The sequence below is a fragment of the Pseudomonas profundi genome, from assembly GCF_008638305.1.
GTDB lineage: Bacteria > Pseudomonadota > Gammaproteobacteria > Pseudomonadales > Pseudomonadaceae > Halopseudomonas > Halopseudomonas profundi.
In genome coordinates this window covers 21,710-42,046 of record NZ_VTPZ01000006.1, presented here as the reverse complement: position 1 = coordinate 42,046, position 20,337 = coordinate 21,710, and the positions used below count along the sequence as shown (strand labels likewise).

Sequence of the window (20,337 nt, the reverse complement as noted above, 5' to 3'; positions counted from 1 at the left end):
GGTAAACGTAGGAGTCCATCAAGCGTACAGATCAATGCCGAACACGCCTTCGACCTCGTCGTGCGTCGTCATGCTGGCCGTCGTGTGGTAGCTGGCCAATGCCTGACTGGCACGGCTGTGGACAGGCTCGGCACTGTCCCGGCGAGCCGGAATATATTCGGCAACTGCGGTAGAAGCACTGACATGGCGGGCATCCGCATTGCGCGAAATCTCAATCCTGGCTGACGAGCCGGATTGATCCACGCGCGCCACTTCGCTCCCCGGAGCCGGTGAGACCGGCCGTATCCCGCGGCTTGGTAACGTATTGAACGGGTTGTAACCATCCAGACGCATAAGGACTCCGGGTGAATGAAAATGCGGGCGACCTCTGTATGAGCCTGGACTCAGAGAGGGTTGCCAACCTGTGACAGCGGATCAACAGCAAATATCCTCGTGGCGTGCATTCTGCCACAGATACGGACCCCCCTTGCTGGACTGTTTTACCTGGGCGGCTGCTTCGGCGTCGCGACCTGGTCACGCAGATAAACGGGCTGTGCATCTGCCGCATCCAGCAAATCACGCGATTGCCAACGCGGCAGCGCCAGACTGAGCAGGTCACGCGCATCAGGCAATAATTCAGGCCATGCCTGATCAACTTTAACCGCCAGTCGGTCAGCGTACTGCCAGCCCGTACCGGCACCAACCTGGCTGCTCATGCCGTCCGGCAGGCTCACCGCTTCCGGCGCGCTGACCAACTCCGTGCCGACCAACTGCATGACGTCATCCTTCACCTGGTAGCACCCCCAGTACACCTCATCCATGCGTGCATCGATTGCCGCACAGACCTGCTCGGCGCCGTGTTCGCGCCAGGCACGCTGAGCCAGCGCCGCCAGATTGGATATATCAATGACCGGTTTGTCTGCCGCAAAGGCGAGTCCCTGAACCATGCCGGTCGCAATACGCACGCCGGTAAAGGCCCCGGGCCCCCGGCCAAACACCAGCGCATCGAGCTGCATCAAGCTCACGCCGCTTTCCTGCAGCAGCTCGTCGATCATTGGCAACAATCGCTTGGCATGCTGCCGCGGTATGACCTCATGGCGGGCATAGACCTTACCGTCGTGCAGCAGCGCGGCGGAACAGGCTTCGGTGGCGGTATCCAGTGCTAGCAAAGTGGCCATGCGTGATGTGTCGTCCGGTCGGAGGGGCCGAAATTGTACCCAAACGAAAAGGCCCGTGCGACTGCTGTCACACGGGCCTTTTGTACACAGCACTACTCAGGTCAGAGCATCGAGAACTTTGGATGTTATCTCATCCACAGTACCGACACCTTCGACCCGCGAACACTTGGGCGTGCCCTGCGTTTCGCTCAACTGACGATAGAACTCGACCAGCGGCTGGGTCTGGGTGTGATAGATTTCCAGACGCTTGCGGATGGTTTCTTCCTTGTCATCATCGCGCTGAATCAGTACTTCACCGGTCAGATCGTCGACCCCGACAGCCTTCGGCGGATTGTGATCGATGTGATAGATACGACCAGAGCCGGCATGAACCCGGCGGCCAGAGAGACGCTGAACGATTTCTTCGTCTTCAACAGCGATTTCGAGCACGTGGTCGATGGTGATGCCCGCGTCGACCAGCGCTTCGGCTTGAGGAATAGTGCGAGGGAAGCCGTCAAACAGAAAACCGTTGGTGCAGTCGTCCTGCGTGATGCGCTCCTTGATAAGTCCAATAATCAGGTCATCCGAGACCAGCCCGCCGCTATCCATAACTTCCTTGACCAACAGGCCCATCTCACTGCCAGCCTTGACCGCTGCGCGCAACATGTCGCCTGTGGAGATCTGGGGAATGCCGAAACGCTTGCATATGAACTGGGCCTGAGTGCCCTTGCCCGCGCCTGGAGCGCCCAATAGGATTACACGCATTGCTGAACTCCTCGTTCTAACTGATAACCGGGGGCCGCCTGGGGTGCATGACCGAAGGCTGGCGGACACCAGCCGGGGGCTGGCGCGCAAGATTCGCGCACGGCAGGTGCAGTGCGAAAAGGGCGTTCAACATACACTTACAAATCAGCACACACAAGCCAGACGATAGTCCCGGTTATCAGACCGAAGCGACACCCGCAGCGGCCTCATCCCGTATTGCGCAAGCCCGCAGCGATCCCTGCAACAGTCACCAGCAAAGCCCGTTCGAGGTCCTCGTCACGTTCGCCCGCCTGATTGCGGGTACGCGCCAGCAGTTCTGCCTGTAACAGATGCAGCGGATCGATGTAGGGGTTACGCACCGCCACCGACTCAGCCAGGACGGGATCATGCGCCAGAAGCTGGTCAGCGTCGCGCAATCGCAACACGGTATCGGTGGCCCGCTGCAATGCAGTACGCAGGGTTTCACCCAGGCGCCATAAATCAGGTTCCGCCAGGCGTTGCTCATAAAAGCGGGCGATATTGCCGTCCGCTTTGGACAGAACCATCTCCAGCATCTCGATCCTCGCCCGGAAGAATGGCCACTGTGACATCATGTCGCGCAGAAGCGGTTCCCCGCCCTGCTCGATCGATTCGGCCAGCGCCTGGCCTGCACCGAGCCACGCCGGCAGCATCAGGCGAGTCTGCGACCAGGCGAATATCCACGGAATAGCCCTTAGCGTTTCGATGCCACCCTGACTACGTCGTTTGGCAGGCCGACTACCCAGTGGCAAGCGCCCCAGCTCCTGCTCCGGGGTGGCCTGGCGGAAATACTCGACGAATTGCGGCTCGTCGCGCACCACGCCCCGGTAGATATCGACTGACCGGTCGGCCAAGCCCTGCATTTTCTCGCGCCACTGCGGTTGCGGCGCCGGAGGTGGCAGCAGTGTCGCTTCCAGCACCGCGCTGGAATACAGGTTCAGGCTTTGCAGCGCAATGCCCGGCAGACCGAACTTGAAGCGAATCATCTCGCCCTGCTCGGTCACCCGCAGCTGACCGTTCACTGACCCGGGCGGCTGCGAGAGGATCGCCATGTGAGCCGGCGCGCCGCCCCGTCCGACCGTGCCACCGCGACCGTGGAACAAACGCAAACGTACGTTCAGCTCGCGACAAACCTCAACCAGTGCTTCCTGGGCTCGATACTGCGCCCAACCCGCGGCGAGCGCGCCGGCATCCTTGGCCGAATCGGAATAGCCGATCATCACCTCCTGCTCATCGCCGATCAGGCTGCGGTAGCCGTCGAGCTCCAGCAACTGCCTGATCGCCGGCGCAGCATTGTCCAGATCATCCAGTGTCTCGAATAACGGCACGACACGCATGGGCCAGGCGACGCCGGCGCTTTTCAGCAACAACTTGACGGCCAATACATCCGAGGCGCACGACGCCATCGAAATCACATAGGATGCGAACAGGTCGGCGGATTGCGTTGCTACCACCCGACAGGTCGCCAGCACCTCGGCCGCCTCATCCGACGGCTTCCATTGCGGTGGCAGCAACGGCCGCCTGTTATGCAACTCGGTCAGCAGAAATTCGCAGCGCTGCTCTTCGTCCCATTCCTGGTAACTGCCGAGCCCGAGATATTCGGTCAATTCGGTCAGCGCATCGCTATGTCGACCCGCTTCCTGACGAATGTCGAGCCGCACCAGCGCCAGACCAAAGGCGTTGACCCTACGCAGCGTATCGAGCAAGGGGCCATCGGCAATCAGCTCCATCCCCTGGTCCAACAAGGACTGATAGCATAGCTCGAGCGGCTCGCGAAGCTCGTCGACGTGGTGCATCACCTCGGCCGAATCAAGCTGTTCGCCGGCTAATGCTGCCTGCGCCCAACGACGCGTCGCCAGCAGACGCTCTCGCAGCTTTTTCATCACCGCGCGATAGGGTTCGTCCGCGCCACCAGCGCGTTGCATGAGCTGCTCACTGGCCGCCTGCATCGACAGTTCAGTGCTGAGGGCACTGATGTCGCGCAGATACAGATCCGCAGCCATCCAGCGCCCTAACAACAACACTTCAGTGGTGACCTCAGCGGTGACATTCGGGTTACCGTCCCGGTCGCCACCCATCCATGAGGCGATGCGCACCGGCGCCGCACGTCTGTCCAGACGGTGCCCGGTGGCACTGTGCAGCTCTTGATCCAGCTGGCGAAGGAATTGCGGTAGCGCCTGCCATAAAGAATTCTCGATAACCGCAAAGCCCCACTTGGCCTCGTCCACCGGTGTTGGCCGGTTGCGGCGGATCTCGTCGGTATGCCAGGCCTCGCTGATCAACCGCGCCAGATCGCTGCGAACCTGCGCGGTTTCGCTGGCCGACAGGTCGTCGTGATCACCGCGTTCCAGCGCAGCGGCGATGGCATCGTACTTTTGAATCAGTGTCCGGCGCGCCACTTCGGTGGGGTGTGCGGTCAGGACCAGCTCGATATCCAGCGCCGCGACATGCTCGCGCAGTTTATCGCCATCCATGCCTGAGTCGCGCAATCGTTGAAGCAGATCAGTGAGACAGCGGTCCTCAAACAGGGGGTTTTCATCATCGCGGCGGCGACGAATGCGATGGTACTGTTCGGCAATATTGGCCAGGTTCAGGAACTGGTTGAAAGCACGGCACACCGGCAGCAGCTGGTCGTCCGGGAGGTCGTGCATGGCGCTCAACAGGGCGTCGTACTCAGCCTGATTGGTCTGACGACCCTGCTTGGCGCCGAGTCGAATACGCTCGATACGCTCGAGAAAATCCACGCCCAGCTGCGTCTGGATGGTCTGTCCCAGCAACTCGCCCAGTTCATGTACTTCCTCGCGCAGACGGGCATCAATCTCGGTCATGCTCAGCTCCTGTCAGTTCATCTAGCACAGCATGGGTGGCTGAACCCACGGTGGCAAGTGTCAGTCAAACGCACAAATCTAGGCTACGCTGAAAATATCGCCACAAGCGATACTTATTCGAAAGGGGGAAGCATGAAAATCCGTGAACTTACCGAGGAATGGGAACGCACCGCCAAAGGCCGCGTTACGCAGAACACCTACCAGGTGAAATTGCCGTTGGAAGACGCAGCCCGTCTGGCTGCGCTGCAGGAAATGTATCCTAAACGCTGCGTCGAGGAGCTGATCACTGATCTGCTGTCGGCGGCACTGGAGGAATTCGAGGCTTCGTTACCCTATGAGCCGGGAGACGAAGTGGTCGCTGAAGACGAGATGGGCGATCCATTGTATGGCGATACCGGCCCTACACCGAGATTTCTGACGCTCAGCCGCAAACACCTGGCGGAACTGTCAGCCCAACAGCAGGAAACCGAACATTAGACAGAGCGGCGTTTCGCCGGTATGACGAAACGCCGATTCCGCTACAGGCCGTTACCTTTGGCCTCGTCCCACAAGCCATCCAGTTGTCCAAGCGTCGCTTGCTCAACCGTTGCGCCCGTTGCAGCCAGCTGCGCTTCGATATAGCGGAATCGCCGCTCAAACTTGGCATTCCCGGCACGCAACGCGGATTCGGCATCGACCTGAAGATGGCGCGCCAGATTGACCATACAGAACAACAGGTCGCCCACTTCCTCTGCCACAGCCTGCTGGTCTCCCACCGCAACAGCCTGGCGTATTTCGTCGAGCTCTTCCTGCACCTTGTCGATGACGGGCGCTGTCTCGGACCAGTCGAAACCGGCCCGGCTGGCGCGCTTTTGCAGCTTCTGTGCGCGGCTCAGGGCAGGTAACGCATGCGGAACATCATCGAGCAGTGAGAGCTGCTGCGGCGTGCTCGCCTTCGCGGCGCGCTCTTCAGCCTTGATTTCCTCCCAACGGTGTTTGATCTGATCGGCATTCAGGCTGCGCGTACCGGGTGGTGTGCGCAGGTTGCCGTCAGGAAACACATGGGGATGTCGACGTATCAGCTTGCGGGTAATGCCATCGACGATGGCATTCCAGTCGAAGTGTCCGGCCTCTCGTCCCAGCTGGGCGTAATACACCACCTGAAACAACAGATCGCCCAGCTCTCCAGCCAGCTGATCAAAGTCGCCCTGGGCAATCGCATCGGCCACCTCGTAAGCCTCTTCAAGGGTGTGCGGCACGATGGTCTCGAATGACTGTTCGAGATCCCACGGACAGCCGTGCGCGGGATCTCGCAGCCGCTGCATCAGGTACAGCAGGTCGTCGAGGGTCTGTTGCGTGCGGCTCACGCCCGGTTCTGCTGACGGTTGCGCCAGGCCTCGATCACGTTCGGCAGTTGACTGATGCGTCCCAGCAGCCGACCCAGCAGGCTGAGGTTGGGGATCTCAACGGTCAGCAACATGGCCGCACAGTTGTCTTCCTTGTTGGTCCGCGTACTGACCTCCAGCACATTGATCTTCTCATTGGCCAACAGTTGCGATACATCCCGCAGCAGACCGGCCCGATCATAGGCCTTGATATAGATCTCGACCGGATAGGTCTGCACCGGCTTGCCACCCCAGCTGACCTCAATCAGACGTTCGGATACGCGGTCTTGCAGCTGCATGGCCGTCGCACAGTCAGCGCGATGCACAGTCACCCCACGGCCCAGCGTGATGTAGCCGACAATCGGATCACCCGGCACGGGCTGACAGCAGCCCGCCAATTGAGTGAGCAGGTTACCTACGCCCTGGATATAGACATCACCACGCCGGCCATTCTTGTTCGCCCGGCGTGGAACCAGGGTCAGCTGGTCAGTGTTGCGATCCGGCTCGACCAGTTGCTGCGCGACATTGACCACGTGCGCAAGACGCTCATCGCCAGAGCCCACTGCGGCAAACAGATCCTCCTGGCTGTTGATCCCCAGGCGATCGATCAACTGCGCATAGTCCGCACCGTTGAGCGCAAGTCGGGTCAACTCGCGTTCGAGCATCAGCTTGCCGGCGACCACGTTCTGCTCCCGCGCCTGCTGCTTGAACCAGTGCTGGATTTTCGCCCGGGCGCGGGAAGTGTTCACGTAGCCCAGATTGGAGTTCAGCCAGTCCCGACTCGGACTGCTCTGTTTACCGGTGATGATTTCCACCTGCTCGCCGGTCTGCAGCACATAGTTCAGCGGCACGATACGACCGTTGACCTTGGCGCCGCGGCAGCTATGGCCGATCTCGGTGTGCACCCGGTAGGCAAAGTCCAGCGGCGTAGCACCCTTGGGCACGTCCAGGACGTGACCATCCGGAGTGAACAGGTAGATCCGGTCCGGCTCGAAATCGACGCGCAGCTGCTCAGCGAGCCCACCGATATCGCCCATTTCTTCATGCCATTCGAGCACCTGACGCAGCCAGGCGATCTTGTCTTCATAGGCGTCGGATGTCTGTTTGAGATCGGTGCCCTTGTAACGCCAATGCGCACAGACGCCGAGCTCGGCCTCCTCATGCATCGCATGGGTCCGTATCTGCACCTCGAGCACTTTCCCCTCGGGACCGACCACTGCCGTGTGCAGGGAGCGGTAACCGTTTTCCTTGGGATTGGCGATGTAGTCATCGAATTCGTTGGGAATATGTCTCCACAGGCTGTGCACGATTCCCAGCGCGGTGTAGCAGTCACGCACCTGCGGCACCAGAATACGTACGGCACGCACATCATATACCTGGCTGAAGTCGATGCCCTTGCGGGTCATCTTCCGCCAGATCGAATAGATATGCTTGGCCCGACCGGTAATGTCGCCGTGGATCTTCGCCTCATCCATCTCGGTACGCAGCCGCGCCATCACGCCATCGATGTATTCCTGGCGATCGAGACGACGCTCGTCGAGCAATTTGGCGATCTGTTTGTATTGCACCGGCTCGAGGTAGCGGAAAGACAGATCCTCGAGCTCCCACTTGATATGGCCGATGCCCAGACGATGGGCCAGCGGGGCGTAAATATCGAAAATTTCGCGTGCGACGCGATAACGTTTCTCTTCGGAGCTGTCCTTGGCTGCGCGGATGGCGCAGGTGCGCTCGGCGAGCTTGATCAGCGCTACCCGGACATCATCGACCATGGTGATCAACATCTTGCGCAGATTCTCTACCTGCGCCTGAGTGCCAAATGCGCTGGCCTTGCCCGGATTCTGCGAGACGCTGATCGCAGCCATGCGCTGCACGCCGTCCACCAGACCGGCAACGCTGGGGCCCAAACGACGCTCGACTTCGGCCAGATCGGTCTTGTTCTCGCGCACAGCGCGATAGATCACTGCCGCCACCAGTGAATCCTGGTCCAGCCTGAGGTCGGCCAGGATGTCCGCCATGTCCAGACCAGTCTGGTAGCTGCTGTTGCCGTTACCCCAGATGTGTTCAGCGGCAATGGCCGCCTGTTCCAACTCCTTCGCCCAGACACATGATTCGCGCAGGCGCTCAGGTTGCGCCAGAGGGACGCGCTTTTCTATCCGAGCCATCCAGGCATCAAGGTCAACAGTTCCATCGCGGTTGACCGGATAATCAGCTCTGACTTGTACCATTTCGGTTTTTTTCCTTGCCAGACACGAACAGTGCCATGGCTTCCACATGGGCAGTTTGCGGGAACATGTCCATGACGCCCGCCTGAACCAGCCGATAACCCTTGCTTGCCAGAATACCCGCGTCGCGGGCCAGCGTGGCGGGGTTACAGGATACGTACAGAATCCTGCCAATGCCTCGCTCGGCCAACGCGGCCACCAGTGCTTCGGCCCCGTCGCGCGGCGGATCCAGAAGGGCCGCCTGGTATTGCTGATCCAGCGTTTCGTTTGTGAACGGCTTCGACAAGTCCGCCTGGCAAAAGTGCACCCCATCGAGGCGATTATTCTGCGCGTTCAAAATGGCCCGTTCGACCATCCTGGCGTCGCCCTCCACACCTGTCACTTCCGCCCCCCGCTGTGCCAGCGGGAGGGCAAAGTTACCCACTCCACAGAAAAGATCCAGTACCTTCTGTCTGGCTTCTGCGTCCAGCCAGTCCATCGCCTGATTGACCATTTTCTGGTTCATCACTGCATTGACCTGTGTGAAATCGCCCGGTGCAAAGGTGAACCGCAGGTTCTGGTCATCGAGCTGATAAGCCAGCTCTGATGCGGCCGCCCCCTCTTCAGCGCAGCGTATCGCATCCGTCTCGCCCTGTAGCCACAGGTCAACGTCATGGCGGCTCGCCAGTTGTTCCAGAAGCGCCACGTCGGTTTCAGCCAACGGCCGGATATGCCGCACCACCATAGCCGGTGCGTCCCCGCCGATCAGCTCCACGTGCCCCAATCCAGTGCATGCCTTGAGTTGCTGCAAGACTTCCGGCAGTTCCTTCACTAGCGCCTCGAGTACTGGAATGAGGATAGGACATTCCCTGATTTCCACCAGCTCACTGCTGGCGCTTTGCCGGTAGCCTGTCTGCAACCGCCCTGTCCGTTGGTCCCAACGCACCGATAAGCGGGTGCGCTGGCGGTAACCATAGGACGGGCCAAGCAGTGGCGGCATCCAGTGCTCCGGTGTTATACCGGCGAAATGTTGCAATTGCTGGGCCAGAGCTTGTTGCTTAAGTTCTATCTGAGTGTCGTGGGAGATGTGCTGAAGCGTGCAGCCGCCACATATGTCAGCGTGCCTGCATTGAGGCGCCTGGCGTTCCGAACTCGTCTCGAGCAGCTGATCGACCCGGGCTTCGATAAGCTTGCTGCGCGCACGGATGACCCTTCCCACTACTCGTTCCCCAGGCAAGCCGCCTTCGACGAAGGTAGTCCGCCCTTGCCAGCGACCTATACCGCGACCGTCATGGCTGAGACGATCGAGCAGCAGTTCTATGCGCTGCCCGACCGCAGCGGGTGCATCAGTGGTACGCCGCGCCCGTCCGTAGGAACGTTTCATGATTGTGCGTCAAACACACCGGTAGACAGGTAGCGGTCACCGCGATCACAGATAATGGCTACGATGACTGCGTTTTCGACTTCGGCGGACAGGCGCAGCGCGGCAGCCACCGCACCACCCGATGACACGCCACAGAATATGCCTTCCTCGCGCGCCAGCCGGCGCATCGCTGTTTCGGCTTCGCCCTGGGCCATATCGATCACCCGGTCAACCCGCGACGCATCAAAGATGCTCGGCAGGTAGGCGTCGGGCCAGCGGCGGATACCGGGAATGGCGGCGCCCTCCATAGGCTGCAGACCAACGATCTGCACCGTGGGATTCTGCTCCTTGAAATAGCGCGACAAGCCCATGATGGTGCCGGTCGTACCCATCGAGCTGACCAGGTGCGTAATGGTGCCCTGGGTATCACGCCAGATCTCCGGCCCTGTGGTGGCGTAATGCGCCTGTGGATTGTCCTGATTGCCGAACTGGTCGAGGACCTTGCCACGACCTTCGTTCTGCATGCGCACGGCGAGATCGCGTGCACCTTCCATCCCCTCTTGCTGCGACACCAGCACCAGCTCGGCGCCGTAAGCCGCCATGGACGCCTTGCGCTCGTGGCTCATGTTGTCCGGCATGATCAGAATCATCCGGTAACCCTTGATTGCAGCAGCCATCGCCAGCGCGATGCCGGTATTGCCCGAGGTAGCCTCGATCAGCGTATCGCCAGGCTGAATCTCACCGCGCTGCTCGGCGCGCAGGATCATTGACAGGGCCGGTCGGTCCTTGACTGAACCGGCAGGATTGTTGCCTTCGAGCTTGACCAGAATGGTATTGCTGGTCTCGCCTGGCATGCGCTGCAGCCTTACCAGAGGCGTGTTACCGATGAAGTCGGCAATGGTCGGAAATTCGATGTTCATCATCTACCCTTGCGGCCTTGCCCGGTCATGCCGTGCGCAAGGCTGTGCTTTTGATTCAGTCGGCATATGATACCGGCATCGGAGAGACGGATACACACAATGAACGAGATTGGCATCAAGGCCCGGATCCTGGCGATGACGCTGGTTCCGGCTGGCATTCTAGCGCTCTCACTGGGGGTTTATTTCAGCTGGCAACATGTCCAGGACCTGGACCGGCAACTGCTGGAACGCGGCCTGCTGACCACTGAATATCTGCAAAGCCCGGCCGCCGCGGCGCTACTTGACGGGCAACCGGAACGCCTCAGACCAATGATGTCGGTTGCGCTGAACCATCGAGATGTCCGCGCCGTCACCCTCTATGATGCCGAGATGCAGCGCCTGGAGCACAGCGGCCCTCAGATGCACACCCCCGATCGTGTCCATCAAAGCGACTTCGGCGCCGGATCGGGCCTGCAAGTGCAGGCGAGCAGTTCGAGCAGCCGCTTCAAGCTGCCCTTGCTGGCCAGTCCCGATCTGACCGGTTTACGCGCTGCGCCTATGGTTGAACCTGACGCGCTGCTGGGTTGGGTTGAAGTGGAACTCAGCCACGGCAATACCATCATTCGCCGTTACCAGACAGTCCTCAGCGCACTGGTACTGATTGTGCTCGGGCTTGTTGTTACAGGTGCCGTTGTTGGTCTGATGGGGCGGCGCATCACCCGGCCCATTGGCCAGATCAATCAGGCCATCAGCCGCATCAGCGAGGGACGCCTGGATATTCGCCTGCCACCGCAGGGCAGTCGGGAGCTGAACGAGCTCGCGGAAGGCATCAATACCATGGCCCAGACGCTGCAGAGCGCGCAAGGTGAGCTCCAGCAGAATATTGATCAGGCCACCGAAGATCTGCGGCAGACGCTCGAAACCATCGAAATCCAGAACATCGAGCTGGATCTGGCGCGCAAGACAGCGCAGGAGGCCAGTCGTATCAAGTCCGAATTCCTGGCCAACATGAGCCACGAGCTGCGCACCCCGCTCAACGGTATCCTCGGCTTCAGCAATCTGTTGCAGCGCACCGAACTCAGCGGTCGACAGCAGGAATACCTGACCACCATTGAAAAATCAGCCGACAACCTGCTGGCGATCATTAACGAGATTCTGGACTTTTCCAAGATCGAGGCCGGCAAGCTGGTGCTCGACAACCTGCCGTTCAACCTGCGCGATCTGATTCAGGACACCCTGACCATGCTCGCGCCAGCAGCCCACCAGAAAGGTCTGGAGCTGGTCAGTATCATCTATCGTGATACGCCGCTGGGCCTTAGCGGAGACCCGTTACGCCTCAAGCAGATCCTCGCCAACCTGGTCAGCAATGCCATCAAGTTCACCCACCGCGGATCGGTCAGCGTACGCGTCATGCTGGAACAGGAAGACGATACCTTCGCCCTGTTGCGAATCAGCGTTACCGATACCGGGATTGGCCTGTCGCCATCTCAACAGAAGTCGTTATTCCAGGCGTTCAGCCAGGCGGATAACTCCCTGTCACGCCAAAGCGGCGGCACCGGTCTTGGGCTGGTCATTTCCAAGCGGCTGGTGGAGCAGATGCAGGGGGAGATCGGCTTGCACAGCCAGCAGGGTGAAGGCTCGGAATTCTGGCTGACGTTGCGCCTCGGCAAATCCAGCCAGGCACTGGACGACCTGCCCTCCAAACCCCTGCGGGGCATGCGTGCGGCACTGGTCGAACCGCAAATACTCAGCCGTCAGGCCATCATGCATAACCTTGAAGATATGGGCTTGCTGGTAAAGCTTTTCGATACGCCAGAAGCGCTGCATATCGCTCTGGAGGCGGGTCATGAACGCATCGACCTGGCGCTGCTGAGTACCGCCAGCAGTCCCTGTTCAACCACGGCCATCTTCGACATGGTCGGTTATTGGGCCGAGCAGGGCTGGTGCAAAACGCTCCTGTTTACCGACACGACCGAGCATCACCCTGAGCTTGATTCGCTGCCCCGCGCTCGGTGTCAGGTGCTTTCCAAGCCGCTGTGCACTCGCAAGCTGTTCCGCGCGGCCACGCAGCTTCTGCTCAAGCCAGCCGTTGGCACGCCCGCCCTGAAGCTGCCGCAACGCTCTGCCTCGCCTGGGCTGAGTGTGCTCTGCGTAGACGATAACCCTGCCAACCTGAAGCTGGTCGAAGCACTGCTGACCGATATGGGTGCACGGGTGCTGCTGGCCACGAGTGGCGAGGAAGCACTGGCGGCTCTGGACGAGCAGGATGTCGAGCTGATTTTCATGGACGTGCAGATGCCTGGCATGGATGGACGGCAGACCACTGTCGAGTTGCGCAAGCGCGAAGCGCGCGCCCGCAGCGCAGCGGTACCGATCATCGCGCTGACTGCGCATGCGCTACCGGGCGAGCGTCAGCAGCTGCTCAAATGCGGGATGAACGATTACATCAGCAAGCCTATCGACCCCGAGCAGCTACGCCATTGTATTCAGAAATGGACCGGCGTAGAGCTACTGGCACTGGATGGCCCCTTACTTCCTGCGCTTGAGCAATCACCTGTCGAAGCAAGAAATGGCCACACCCGAATACTCGACCGCGCGGAAGGGCTTCGGCTGGCTGCCGGAAAAGCTGATCTCGCCGAAGACATGCTCAGCATGCTATTGGCTGGGCTCCCCGAAGAATGCCGACAGATTGAGCAGGCAAGCCTGGCAAATGATCGGCAGGCATTGCTTGAAGCCGTACACCGGCTGCATGGTGCTACCCGCTATTGCGGTGTGCCGGAGTTACGCGACTGCTGCAACCGGGCGGAGACCCTGATCAAGCGAGGAGAGGCCAGCCAGCAGGCGATCGATGCCCTGCTCGAGGCAGCCGGGCGACTGCAGGTCCGTTATGCAACGCTGGGCTCCGTGGACGTTTCGTAGGGGCCGCGGTGAACCGACGCCCTTTACTGCGCCGACCAGATAGCAAAAGCCAAAGCCTGCTCACGCTCATCACTGAGCGAAAGCAGCATGCGTCCGCCGCCGCGCTGCGCCAGCCACTGGGCGGCAACACCGCTTAGCAGCACCTGCGGCGCGCCATATGCGTCGTTGTCGATCTGCATGTCATGCCAGGACATGCCCTTGGCGAGCCCGGTACCCAGCGCCTTGAGAATGGCTTCCTTGGCCGCGTAGCGCTTGGCCAGATAGCGCGCAGGCTGCGAATGGGTCCTGAAGCGTTCAAGCTCCACGTCGGTCAGGATGCGCCGGGCGAAACGCTCGCCCTGACGACCCAGCGCCGCTTCGATGCGGCTGACCAGCACAATGTCCGTTCCGATACCGGTAATCATTGGGCGGCAGAGGCCGCCATGATCAGTGTGCGCATGTCTCTGACTGCAGATGCCAGTCCGGAAAACAGGGCGCGGGCAATAATCGCATGGCCAATGTTGAGCTCATTAATGCCGGGAATCGCCGCGATCGGCTCGACATTGTGATAGTGCAGCCCGTGCCCGGCATTCACCACCAGGCCGAGCTTGCGTGCGTAGGCTACGCCTTCCCGGATTCGCTTCAGTGCAGCGGCCTGCTCCTCACCCTCGGTGTCGGCATAATGCCCGGTATGCAACTCAATCACCGGTGCACCAACCCGCCGCGCGGCTTCTATCTGTCGTGGATCGGCATCGATGAACAACGAGACCTCTGCGCCATGCGCGGCCAGCTGCTCTACCGCACGTTGGATCCGCGCCTGATCCGCGGCAATCTCCAGCCCGCCTTCGGTTGTCAGCTCTTCGCGGCGCTCAGGCACCAGACATACATGCGCAGGACGGATTTCACGGGCAAAAGCGAGCATCTCGTCGGTCACCGCCATTTCCAGGTTCATGCGGGTTTGCAGGACCTCGGCCAACAGACGGACGTCGCGTTCCTGGATATGCCGGCGATCCTCACGCAGGTGCACAGTGATGCCATCCGCACCCGCCTGCTCGGCGTCGATAGCCGCCTGGACCGGATCGGGATACCGCGTACCGCGCGCCTGACGTAGGGTGGCGATATGGTCAATATTCACACCAAGCAGCACGCGCTGGGGATTGATCACTGTGAGTCTCCTTTGGCAATAAACGGATGGCGAGTAAAGAGCGAACGGCTTATCAGCGGACGGTCACCCAGGTGTGGCGCCAGCGCCTGACGCATCAGTTGCTTCGCCGCCCGCAGTGTTTGCGGCTCGCTCCAGTCGTTGGCCGCCATGGCCCGCAGTGCGCTGCCAGGCACTCCGCCGCCATTACCCGATTCCAGGACGACCAGGCCCTGCTCCGCTTGCCATACATACCGGGCATCGGCGACGACCGGCTGACCCCTCGCATCAATCGTCAAGCTGAAGCCATAGCCGAGGCCGTCGAGCAACTGCCATTCAAATTGACGCAGCACCGGCTCGACCGGCGCATTAGCGGCAAGCTGTTCCAGAGCATGTTGATAGGCAGCAAAGAGTACGGGCTGGGGATCACCCGGATAGACCAGGCGAATCAATAATTCATTGAGGTACATGCCACTGAACAGCGCATCGCCCTGGAGCAGAACATAGGAGCCGGCGGCTTCAGCCTGGGTCAGGGTTTTGAGTTCGCCACGCCCGGTGGTAGCCACCATCAACGGCATGAAGGCTTGTGGCACCAATCCCCTGCGCTGCCCCCGGGCGCCGCGCCAGACCGCCCGCTGCAGCCCCTGGTGAAGGGTAAACAGATCCACCAGCGCGCTTGTGTCGCGATAAGGACGACTATGCAGAACGTAGGCAGGGCTGAGAGGACGGCTCATAGGATCTACTTGAAATTAGAGAAAGTCGATTTCGCCCCGGGAGCGCGCGTCCTCACGCTGAACCAGGCAGGGCGGCGGCGCTATGGCTCGAAACGGTAGCCCAGTGAACTGAGCGCGCGTTCATCATCGGACCAGCCACGGCGCACCTTGACCCACAGATTCAGCATGATCTTGCTACCAAACAGTTTCTGCATGTCCATACGTGCTTCCTGACCGATTTTCTTCATGCGGTCTCCGCCGTCACCAATGATGATCTTCTTCTGGCCCTCGCGCTCGACCAGGATCAATGCATGGATATGCAGAACCTTGCCTTCCTGCTTGAACTGTTCGATCTCCACCGCAACCTGGTAAGGGATTTCTGCTCCGAGCTGGCGCATCACCTTCTCACGCACCAGCTCGGCAGCGAGGAATCTTGAGCTGCGGTCGGTGAGCTGATCGTCCGGGTAGAAATGCTCGCTCTCCGGAAGACGACTGGCGATCAGCTCTTCGAGATGCTCGATGTTGCGGCCATGCAAGGCTGATACCGGCACGACCTCCGCCTCTGGCAGCTGGGTCGTCAGCCATTCCAGGTGCGGCAAGATCTCACTTTTTTCTTCCATGCGATCAACCTTGTTGACCACCAGCAGAACCGGGCATTTCACGTAGCGAACCTTGTCCAGAACCATCTGGTCCTCGTCGGTCCAGCGCGTACGATCGACTACAAACAGCACCACATCAACGTCACGCAGAGCCTGACTGGCACTCTTGTTCATGAACCGGTTGAGCGCCTTGTCATTTTCTTTATGCACACCGGGGGTGTCTACGTAGATGGCCTGGACAGCATTCTCGGTCTTGATGCCGAGCATGCTGTGTCGGGTGGTTTGCGGCTTGCGCGAGGTAATCGCCAGCTTCTGACCGAGAATGTGGTTGAGCAACGTCGACTTGCCAACATTCGGACGACCGACAATGGCTACGTAACCGCAACGGGACACTTCACTCATCCAACTTCTCCACGCCAAGGGCAATTAGGGCTTTTTCCGCCGCTTCCTGCTCGGCGCAACGACGACTACTGCCGGCGCCAAAGGTCGGTTTATCCAACGGAGCAACCTGACACTCGACCTTGAAAGTGCGGCAATGCGCTTCGCCACTGCTTTCGATCACCTCGTAACGAGGGAGTTCGCACTGACGTGACTGCAGATACTCCTGCAGCCGCGTTTTCGGGTCCTTGTTATTGTCCACCAGGGTCAGCGAGGCGATATGTCCGGTCAGCCAGAACAGGGTGCGTTCCCGCGCCTTCTCCATTCCACTATCAAGGTAGATCGCGCCGATTATCGCCTCTGTGGTATCGGCGAGAATTGATTCTCGCCGGAAGCCACCGCTTTTCAGCTCACCAGACCCGAGACGGAGAAACTCGCCCAACTCAAACCCCTTGGCCAGCTCGGCGAGGGTTACCCCTTTTACCAGTCTGGCACGCAGGCGCGAAAGTTGTCCTTCCCTGGCCTGCGGGAACCGCTCGAACAGCGCTTCCGCAGCAACGAAGTTGAGAATCGAGTCACCGAGAAATTCAAGGCGCTCGTTATTGCGCCCCCCTAGACTACGATGGGTCAGCGCCAGAACCAGAAGATCGGGGTCCTTGAAGCTGTAGCCAATTTTGCGTTCCAGCCGGTCTAACTTATTGCTCACTTGATTGGTCTGACAATGTGGGATTCATCGAAATGGACCAGCAGGTCCACGTTCTGCAGCATGGGCGCGCGCACGTCATACTTGATCAGCACCGTGTAGGTGTCGGTGCCGCTGGCGTTTATCTTGATCGCCTCGGCTGCGTTGACTTCTCTGATACTGTTGATTTGCATGCCCTTGTTGATATGAGAGCTGAGCTCGCGCAATGAGCCGATCTTGATCGTCGGGTCTTCGTTGATCGAAGTGACGATCTTGCGCAACGCGAAATGATCCATGTAGATCGGAACCAGCTTGACGGTCACCATCATGCCGAATACAACCAGCGCGATGACGGCAAGCCAACTGAAAAAAGACATACCCTTCTGGCAATGGCGCATGATTTCCTCGCAACGTCCGTTGTTTGATCTTGTCTATCGTTCCCAGCCATGCCAGGACCCAGCCCGCGAGCGGACCGTGTCAGGCCATGCTGCGCTACATTCCTGATCTAGTGGGCGCAGCCTTTGTGACGTACTGCCCAACTATCTGAACCGGTTGACCAGCTCTTGAGTGCACCTATTTGATCAGCGATACGCTGGAGAAACTCGGCAGGTTCTTGAGCTTGGGTTCGGGCCAGTGCATCCAGACAGCAAAGGCCTTACCGACAATATAGTTGTCAGGCACCATGCCCCACAACTCCTGGGGCATGTTCGGCGCATTCCAGTAACGGCTATCGTTGGAATTGTCACGGTTGTCGCCAACCATGAAATAGTGACCGTCAGGCACAGTCCATTGTTTGGGTGCCGGCGGCTGTGACAGTCGCTTGTGACGTATCTGATGCGTCACATCGCCCAGCTGCTCCTCGTATATCTCGACCTTGGCAACCGCCTGAAGCGGATGTCCTGGCGGGATTTCATCATCTGGACGGGTTTCCACCAGCTCGGTTTCAACCGCCTCGCCATTGATGAACAGCTGCTTGTCGGCGTAACGGATATGGTCGCCGGGCAAGCCTACGACACGCTTGATGTAATTGATGCGCGGATCATTGGGGTAACGAAAAACCATTACATCCCCACGCTGCGGATCCCCTACATCGATGATCTTAGTATCGATTACCGGCAAACGAACGCCATAGGCAAATTTGTTGACCAGAATGAAGTCGCCGACTTCCAGCGTCGGTTTCATCGAGCCCGAGGGAATCTGAAAGGGTTCCACCAGGAAAGAACGCAGAATCAACACCACCGCTAGCACAGGAAAAAACGATTTGCCGTATTCAACCAGCAGCGGTTCCTTGTCCAGCTCCTGCACAATCTGCGGATCGACGTTATCCGTCTGCTGGCGATAGGCGGCTACGGCTCGGCGCCGTCGCGGCGCGAACCAGACAAAGTCCAGCAGAGCGAGAAAACCGGCGACCGCAACGGCGATCACCAGCAAGAGCGGAAAGTTGATATGCGTCATGTAGCGGACCGAGGTTCCTAATTATCGACTTTCAGGACGGCCAGGAAGGCTTCCTGTGGGATTTCCACATTGCCAACCTGCTTCATCCGCTTTTTACCGGCCTTCTGCTTCTCCAGGAGTTTCTTCTTGCGGCTGGCATCTCCGCCGTAGCACTTGGCGATGACGTTCTTACGCAGAGCCTTGACTGTCGAACGGGCGACCACTTGCCCGCCGATTGCTGCCTGGATAGCCACATCGAACATCTGGCGCGGAATCAGTTCCTTCATCTTTTCGACCAGCTGACGGCCTTTGAAAGCCGCGTTGTCGCGATGGACGATCAGGGCGAGCGCGTCAACCTTCTCGGCGTTGATCAATACATCCAGCCGTACCAGCTTGGCGGCCTGGAACCGATCGAACGCATAATCCAGCGAGGCATAGCCGCGACTTACCGACTTCAAGCGGTCAAAGAAATCCAGCACCACTTCATTCATCGGCAGGTCATAGACCACCTGCACCTGAGTGCCGAGGAACAGCATGTCGTGTTGCACCCCACGCTTCTCGACGCAGAGCGTGATGACGCCGCCGAGATGATCCTGCGGAACCAGGATATTCGCGCGCACAATGGGCTCGCGCATTTCCTCGATCATTGACGGATCAGGCAAATGTGACGGGTTATCAACGTAGCTGACGCTACCGTCCTTTTTCACTACCTCGAACACCACGGTCGGGGCGGTGGTGATCAGATCCAGGTTGTATTCGCGCTCCAGGCGCTCCTGGATGATCTCCATGTGCAACATGCCGAGGAAACCACAGCGGAACCCGAACCCGAGCGCATCAGAGCTTTCCGGCTCAAAATGCAGGGAGGCGTCATTCAGCGTCAGCTTCGACAGCGCCTCGCGAAAATCTTCGAAATCATCAGAGCTGACCGGGAACAGGCCTGCGTAGACCTGTGGCTTGACTTTCTTGAATCCGGGTAGCATATCCACATCAGGCGTACTGGAAAGCGTCAGCGTATCGCCCACCGGCGCGCCATGGATATCCTTGATACCGGCGATAATGAACCCCACCTCGCCTGCTTTCAGATCAGCCGTGGCGGAGTGTTTGGGATTGAATACGCCTACGCTGTCGACCTGATGGATCTTGCCGGTGGATTTGACCAGAACCTTGTCGCCCTTCTTGATTCGACCGTGCTTGACGCGTACCAGCGATACCACGCCCAGATAGTTATCGAACCAGGAATCGATGATCAATGCCTGCAGCGGAGATTCAAGCTCACCCACCGGCGGCGGAATAACTTCGATAAGGCGTTCGAGTACGTCTTCTACACCCACACCACTCTTGGCGCTGCAAACCACCGCATCAGTAGCATCGATACCGATCACGCTTTCGATTTCAGCTTTCACCCGGTCGGGTTCGGCCTGCGGGAGATCGATCTTGTTCAGCACCGGCATCACTTCCAGCCCTTGCTCGATGGCGGTATAGCAGTTGGCGACCGACTGGGCTTCGACTCCCTGCGCAGCGTCAACCACCAGCAAGGCGCCTTCGCAAGCTGCCAACGATCTGCTGACCTCATAATGGAAATCGACGTGACCGGGAGTATCAATGAAGTTCAGCTGGTAGGTCTTGCCATCGCGGGCGGTGTAATACAGCGTGACGCTGTGTGCCTTGATGGTGATGCCGCGCTCGCGCTCAAGATCCATCGAATCGAGTACCTGCTCGGCCATTTCCCGTTCGGTCAACCCTCCACAGATCTGGATGAAACGGTCGGCCAGGGTCGACTTGCCATGATCAATGTGGGCAATGATCGAAAAATTTCGGATTAGGCTCAGGTCACTCAAAGCAAGGATCTTCCAGACAAGATTGCCAGACATGGCGATGGGCGGGGAGGTTCCCCGAAAACAGCCCGCGAGTGTACCTG

General features: G+C 59.4%; 18 protein-coding genes. 2 read left to right on the top strand and 16 right to left on the bottom strand.

The genetic code is table 11. The features are described from left to right. Positions 1–18 precede the first annotated feature (18 nt). From FZE95_RS09610 to ppc, 4 genes are all read right to left on the bottom strand, one after another. On the bottom strand, positions 19–333 hold the full coding sequence (locus FZE95_RS09610; protein WP_150300669.1) for a hypothetical protein: 315 nt from the start codon (positions 331–333) through the stop codon (positions 19–21). A 146-nt stretch (positions 334–479) separates the two neighbouring features. Continuing rightward, entirely contained in the window at positions 480–1,157 is a 678-nt protein-coding gene (tsaB, locus tag FZE95_RS09605; protein WP_150300668.1) for a tRNA (adenosine(37)-N6)-threonylcarbamoyltransferase complex dimerization subunit type 1 TsaB, read from the bottom strand. Positions 1,158–1,253: 96 nt separating this feature from the next. After that, on the bottom strand, positions 1,254–1,901 hold the full coding sequence (gene adk / locus FZE95_RS09600) for an adenylate kinase (RefSeq protein WP_150300667.1): 648 nt from the start codon (positions 1,899–1,901) through the stop codon (positions 1,254–1,256). A 206-nt stretch (positions 1,902–2,107) separates the two neighbouring features. Further along, the gene (gene ppc, locus FZE95_RS09595) at positions 2,108–4,747 is read right to left on the bottom strand and encodes a phosphoenolpyruvate carboxylase (RefSeq protein ID WP_150300666.1); all 2,640 of its coding nucleotides are present in this window, start codon (positions 4,745–4,747) and stop codon (positions 2,108–2,110) included. A 132-nt stretch (positions 4,748–4,879) separates the two neighbouring features. On the opposite strand from ppc, the gene FZE95_RS09590 reads away from it, so the two are divergent. Beyond that, positions 4,880–5,224 (top strand): pilin assembly protein, encoded by a 345-nt coding sequence (locus FZE95_RS09590; RefSeq protein ID WP_150300665.1) that lies wholly within the window; start codon positions 4,880–4,882, stop codon positions 5,222–5,224. A 41-nt stretch (positions 5,225–5,265) separates the two neighbouring features. Here FZE95_RS09590 and mazG read toward each other — a convergent pair whose 3' ends face one another. From mazG to cysM, 4 genes are read right to left on the bottom strand one after another with little or no spacing between them, the layout of a single operon-like run. Then, a complete protein-coding gene (gene mazG / locus FZE95_RS09585; RefSeq protein ID WP_223825020.1) occupies positions 5,266–6,093 on the bottom strand; it encodes a nucleoside triphosphate pyrophosphohydrolase in 828 nt (275 codons plus the stop codon). Then, on the bottom strand, positions 6,090–8,336 hold the full coding sequence (gene relA / locus FZE95_RS09580) for a GTP diphosphokinase (protein WP_150300664.1): 2,247 nt from the start codon (positions 8,334–8,336) through the stop codon (positions 6,090–6,092). Before relA ends, mazG begins: the two co-directional genes overlap by 4 nt. Beyond that, positions 8,317–9,696 carry a 23S rRNA (uracil(1939)-C(5))-methyltransferase RlmD gene (gene rlmD / locus FZE95_RS09575; RefSeq protein ID WP_150300663.1) on the bottom strand — a complete coding sequence of 460 codons (1,380 nt, stop codon included), beginning with the start codon at positions 9,694–9,696 and terminating at the stop codon, positions 8,317–8,319. Before rlmD ends, relA begins: the two co-directional genes overlap by 20 nt. Next, positions 9,693–10,595 (bottom strand): cysteine synthase CysM, encoded by a 903-nt coding sequence (gene cysM, locus FZE95_RS09570; RefSeq protein ID WP_150300662.1) that lies wholly within the window; start codon positions 10,593–10,595, stop codon positions 9,693–9,695. Before cysM ends, rlmD begins: the two co-directional genes overlap by 4 nt. A 99-nt stretch (positions 10,596–10,694) precedes the next feature. Here cysM and FZE95_RS09565 point away from each other — a divergent pair, with 99 nt between their 5' ends. Continuing rightward, complete coding sequence (locus FZE95_RS09565; protein WP_150300661.1) at positions 10,695–13,493, top strand: response regulator; 2,799 nt, start codon at positions 10,695–10,697, stop codon at positions 13,491–13,493. A 23-nt stretch (positions 13,494–13,516) separates the two neighbouring features. On the opposite strand, the gene acpS is transcribed toward FZE95_RS09565, so the two are convergent. The 8 genes from acpS to lepA all read right to left on the bottom strand — a co-directional run bounded on the left by acpS (position 13,517) and on the right by lepA (position 20,257). Further along, on the bottom strand, positions 13,517–13,897 hold the full coding sequence (gene acpS, locus FZE95_RS09560; protein ID WP_150300660.1) for a holo-ACP synthase: 381 nt from the start codon (positions 13,895–13,897) through the stop codon (positions 13,517–13,519). Continuing rightward, positions 13,894–14,637, bottom strand: a complete 744-nt coding sequence (gene pdxJ, locus FZE95_RS09555) for a pyridoxine 5'-phosphate synthase (RefSeq protein ID WP_150300659.1) — start codon at positions 14,635–14,637, stop codon at positions 13,894–13,896. Before pdxJ ends, acpS begins: the two co-directional genes overlap by 4 nt. Beyond that, the gene (gene recO, locus FZE95_RS09550) at positions 14,634–15,347 is read right to left on the bottom strand and encodes a DNA repair protein RecO (RefSeq protein ID WP_150300658.1); all 714 of its coding nucleotides are present in this window, start codon (positions 15,345–15,347) and stop codon (positions 14,634–14,636) included. Before recO ends, pdxJ begins: the two co-directional genes overlap by 4 nt. Before the next feature lie 80 nt (positions 15,348–15,427). Beyond that, entirely contained in the window at positions 15,428–16,327 is a 900-nt protein-coding gene (gene era / locus FZE95_RS09545) for a GTPase Era (protein WP_150300657.1), read from the bottom strand. Beyond that, positions 16,320–17,009, bottom strand: coding sequence for a ribonuclease III (gene rnc, locus FZE95_RS09540; RefSeq protein ID WP_150300656.1), 690 nt, complete (start codon positions 17,007–17,009; stop codon positions 16,320–16,322). The genes era and rnc overlap by 8 nt, the downstream gene beginning before the upstream one ends. Continuing rightward, positions 17,006–17,362 carry a DUF4845 domain-containing protein gene (locus FZE95_RS09535; protein ID WP_190324540.1) on the bottom strand — a complete coding sequence of 119 codons (357 nt, stop codon included), beginning with the start codon at positions 17,360–17,362 and terminating at the stop codon, positions 17,006–17,008. Before FZE95_RS09535 ends, rnc begins: the two co-directional genes overlap by 4 nt. Positions 17,363–17,558: 196 nt before the next feature. Further along, entirely contained in the window at positions 17,559–18,440 is an 882-nt protein-coding gene (gene lepB, locus FZE95_RS09530) for a signal peptidase I (protein WP_150300654.1), read from the bottom strand. 17 nt (positions 18,441–18,457) lie between these two features. Next, positions 18,458–20,257, bottom strand: coding sequence for a translation elongation factor 4 (lepA, locus tag FZE95_RS09525; protein ID WP_150300653.1), 1,800 nt, complete (start codon positions 20,255–20,257; stop codon positions 18,458–18,460). Between the last annotated feature and the right edge of the window lie 80 nt (positions 20,258–20,337).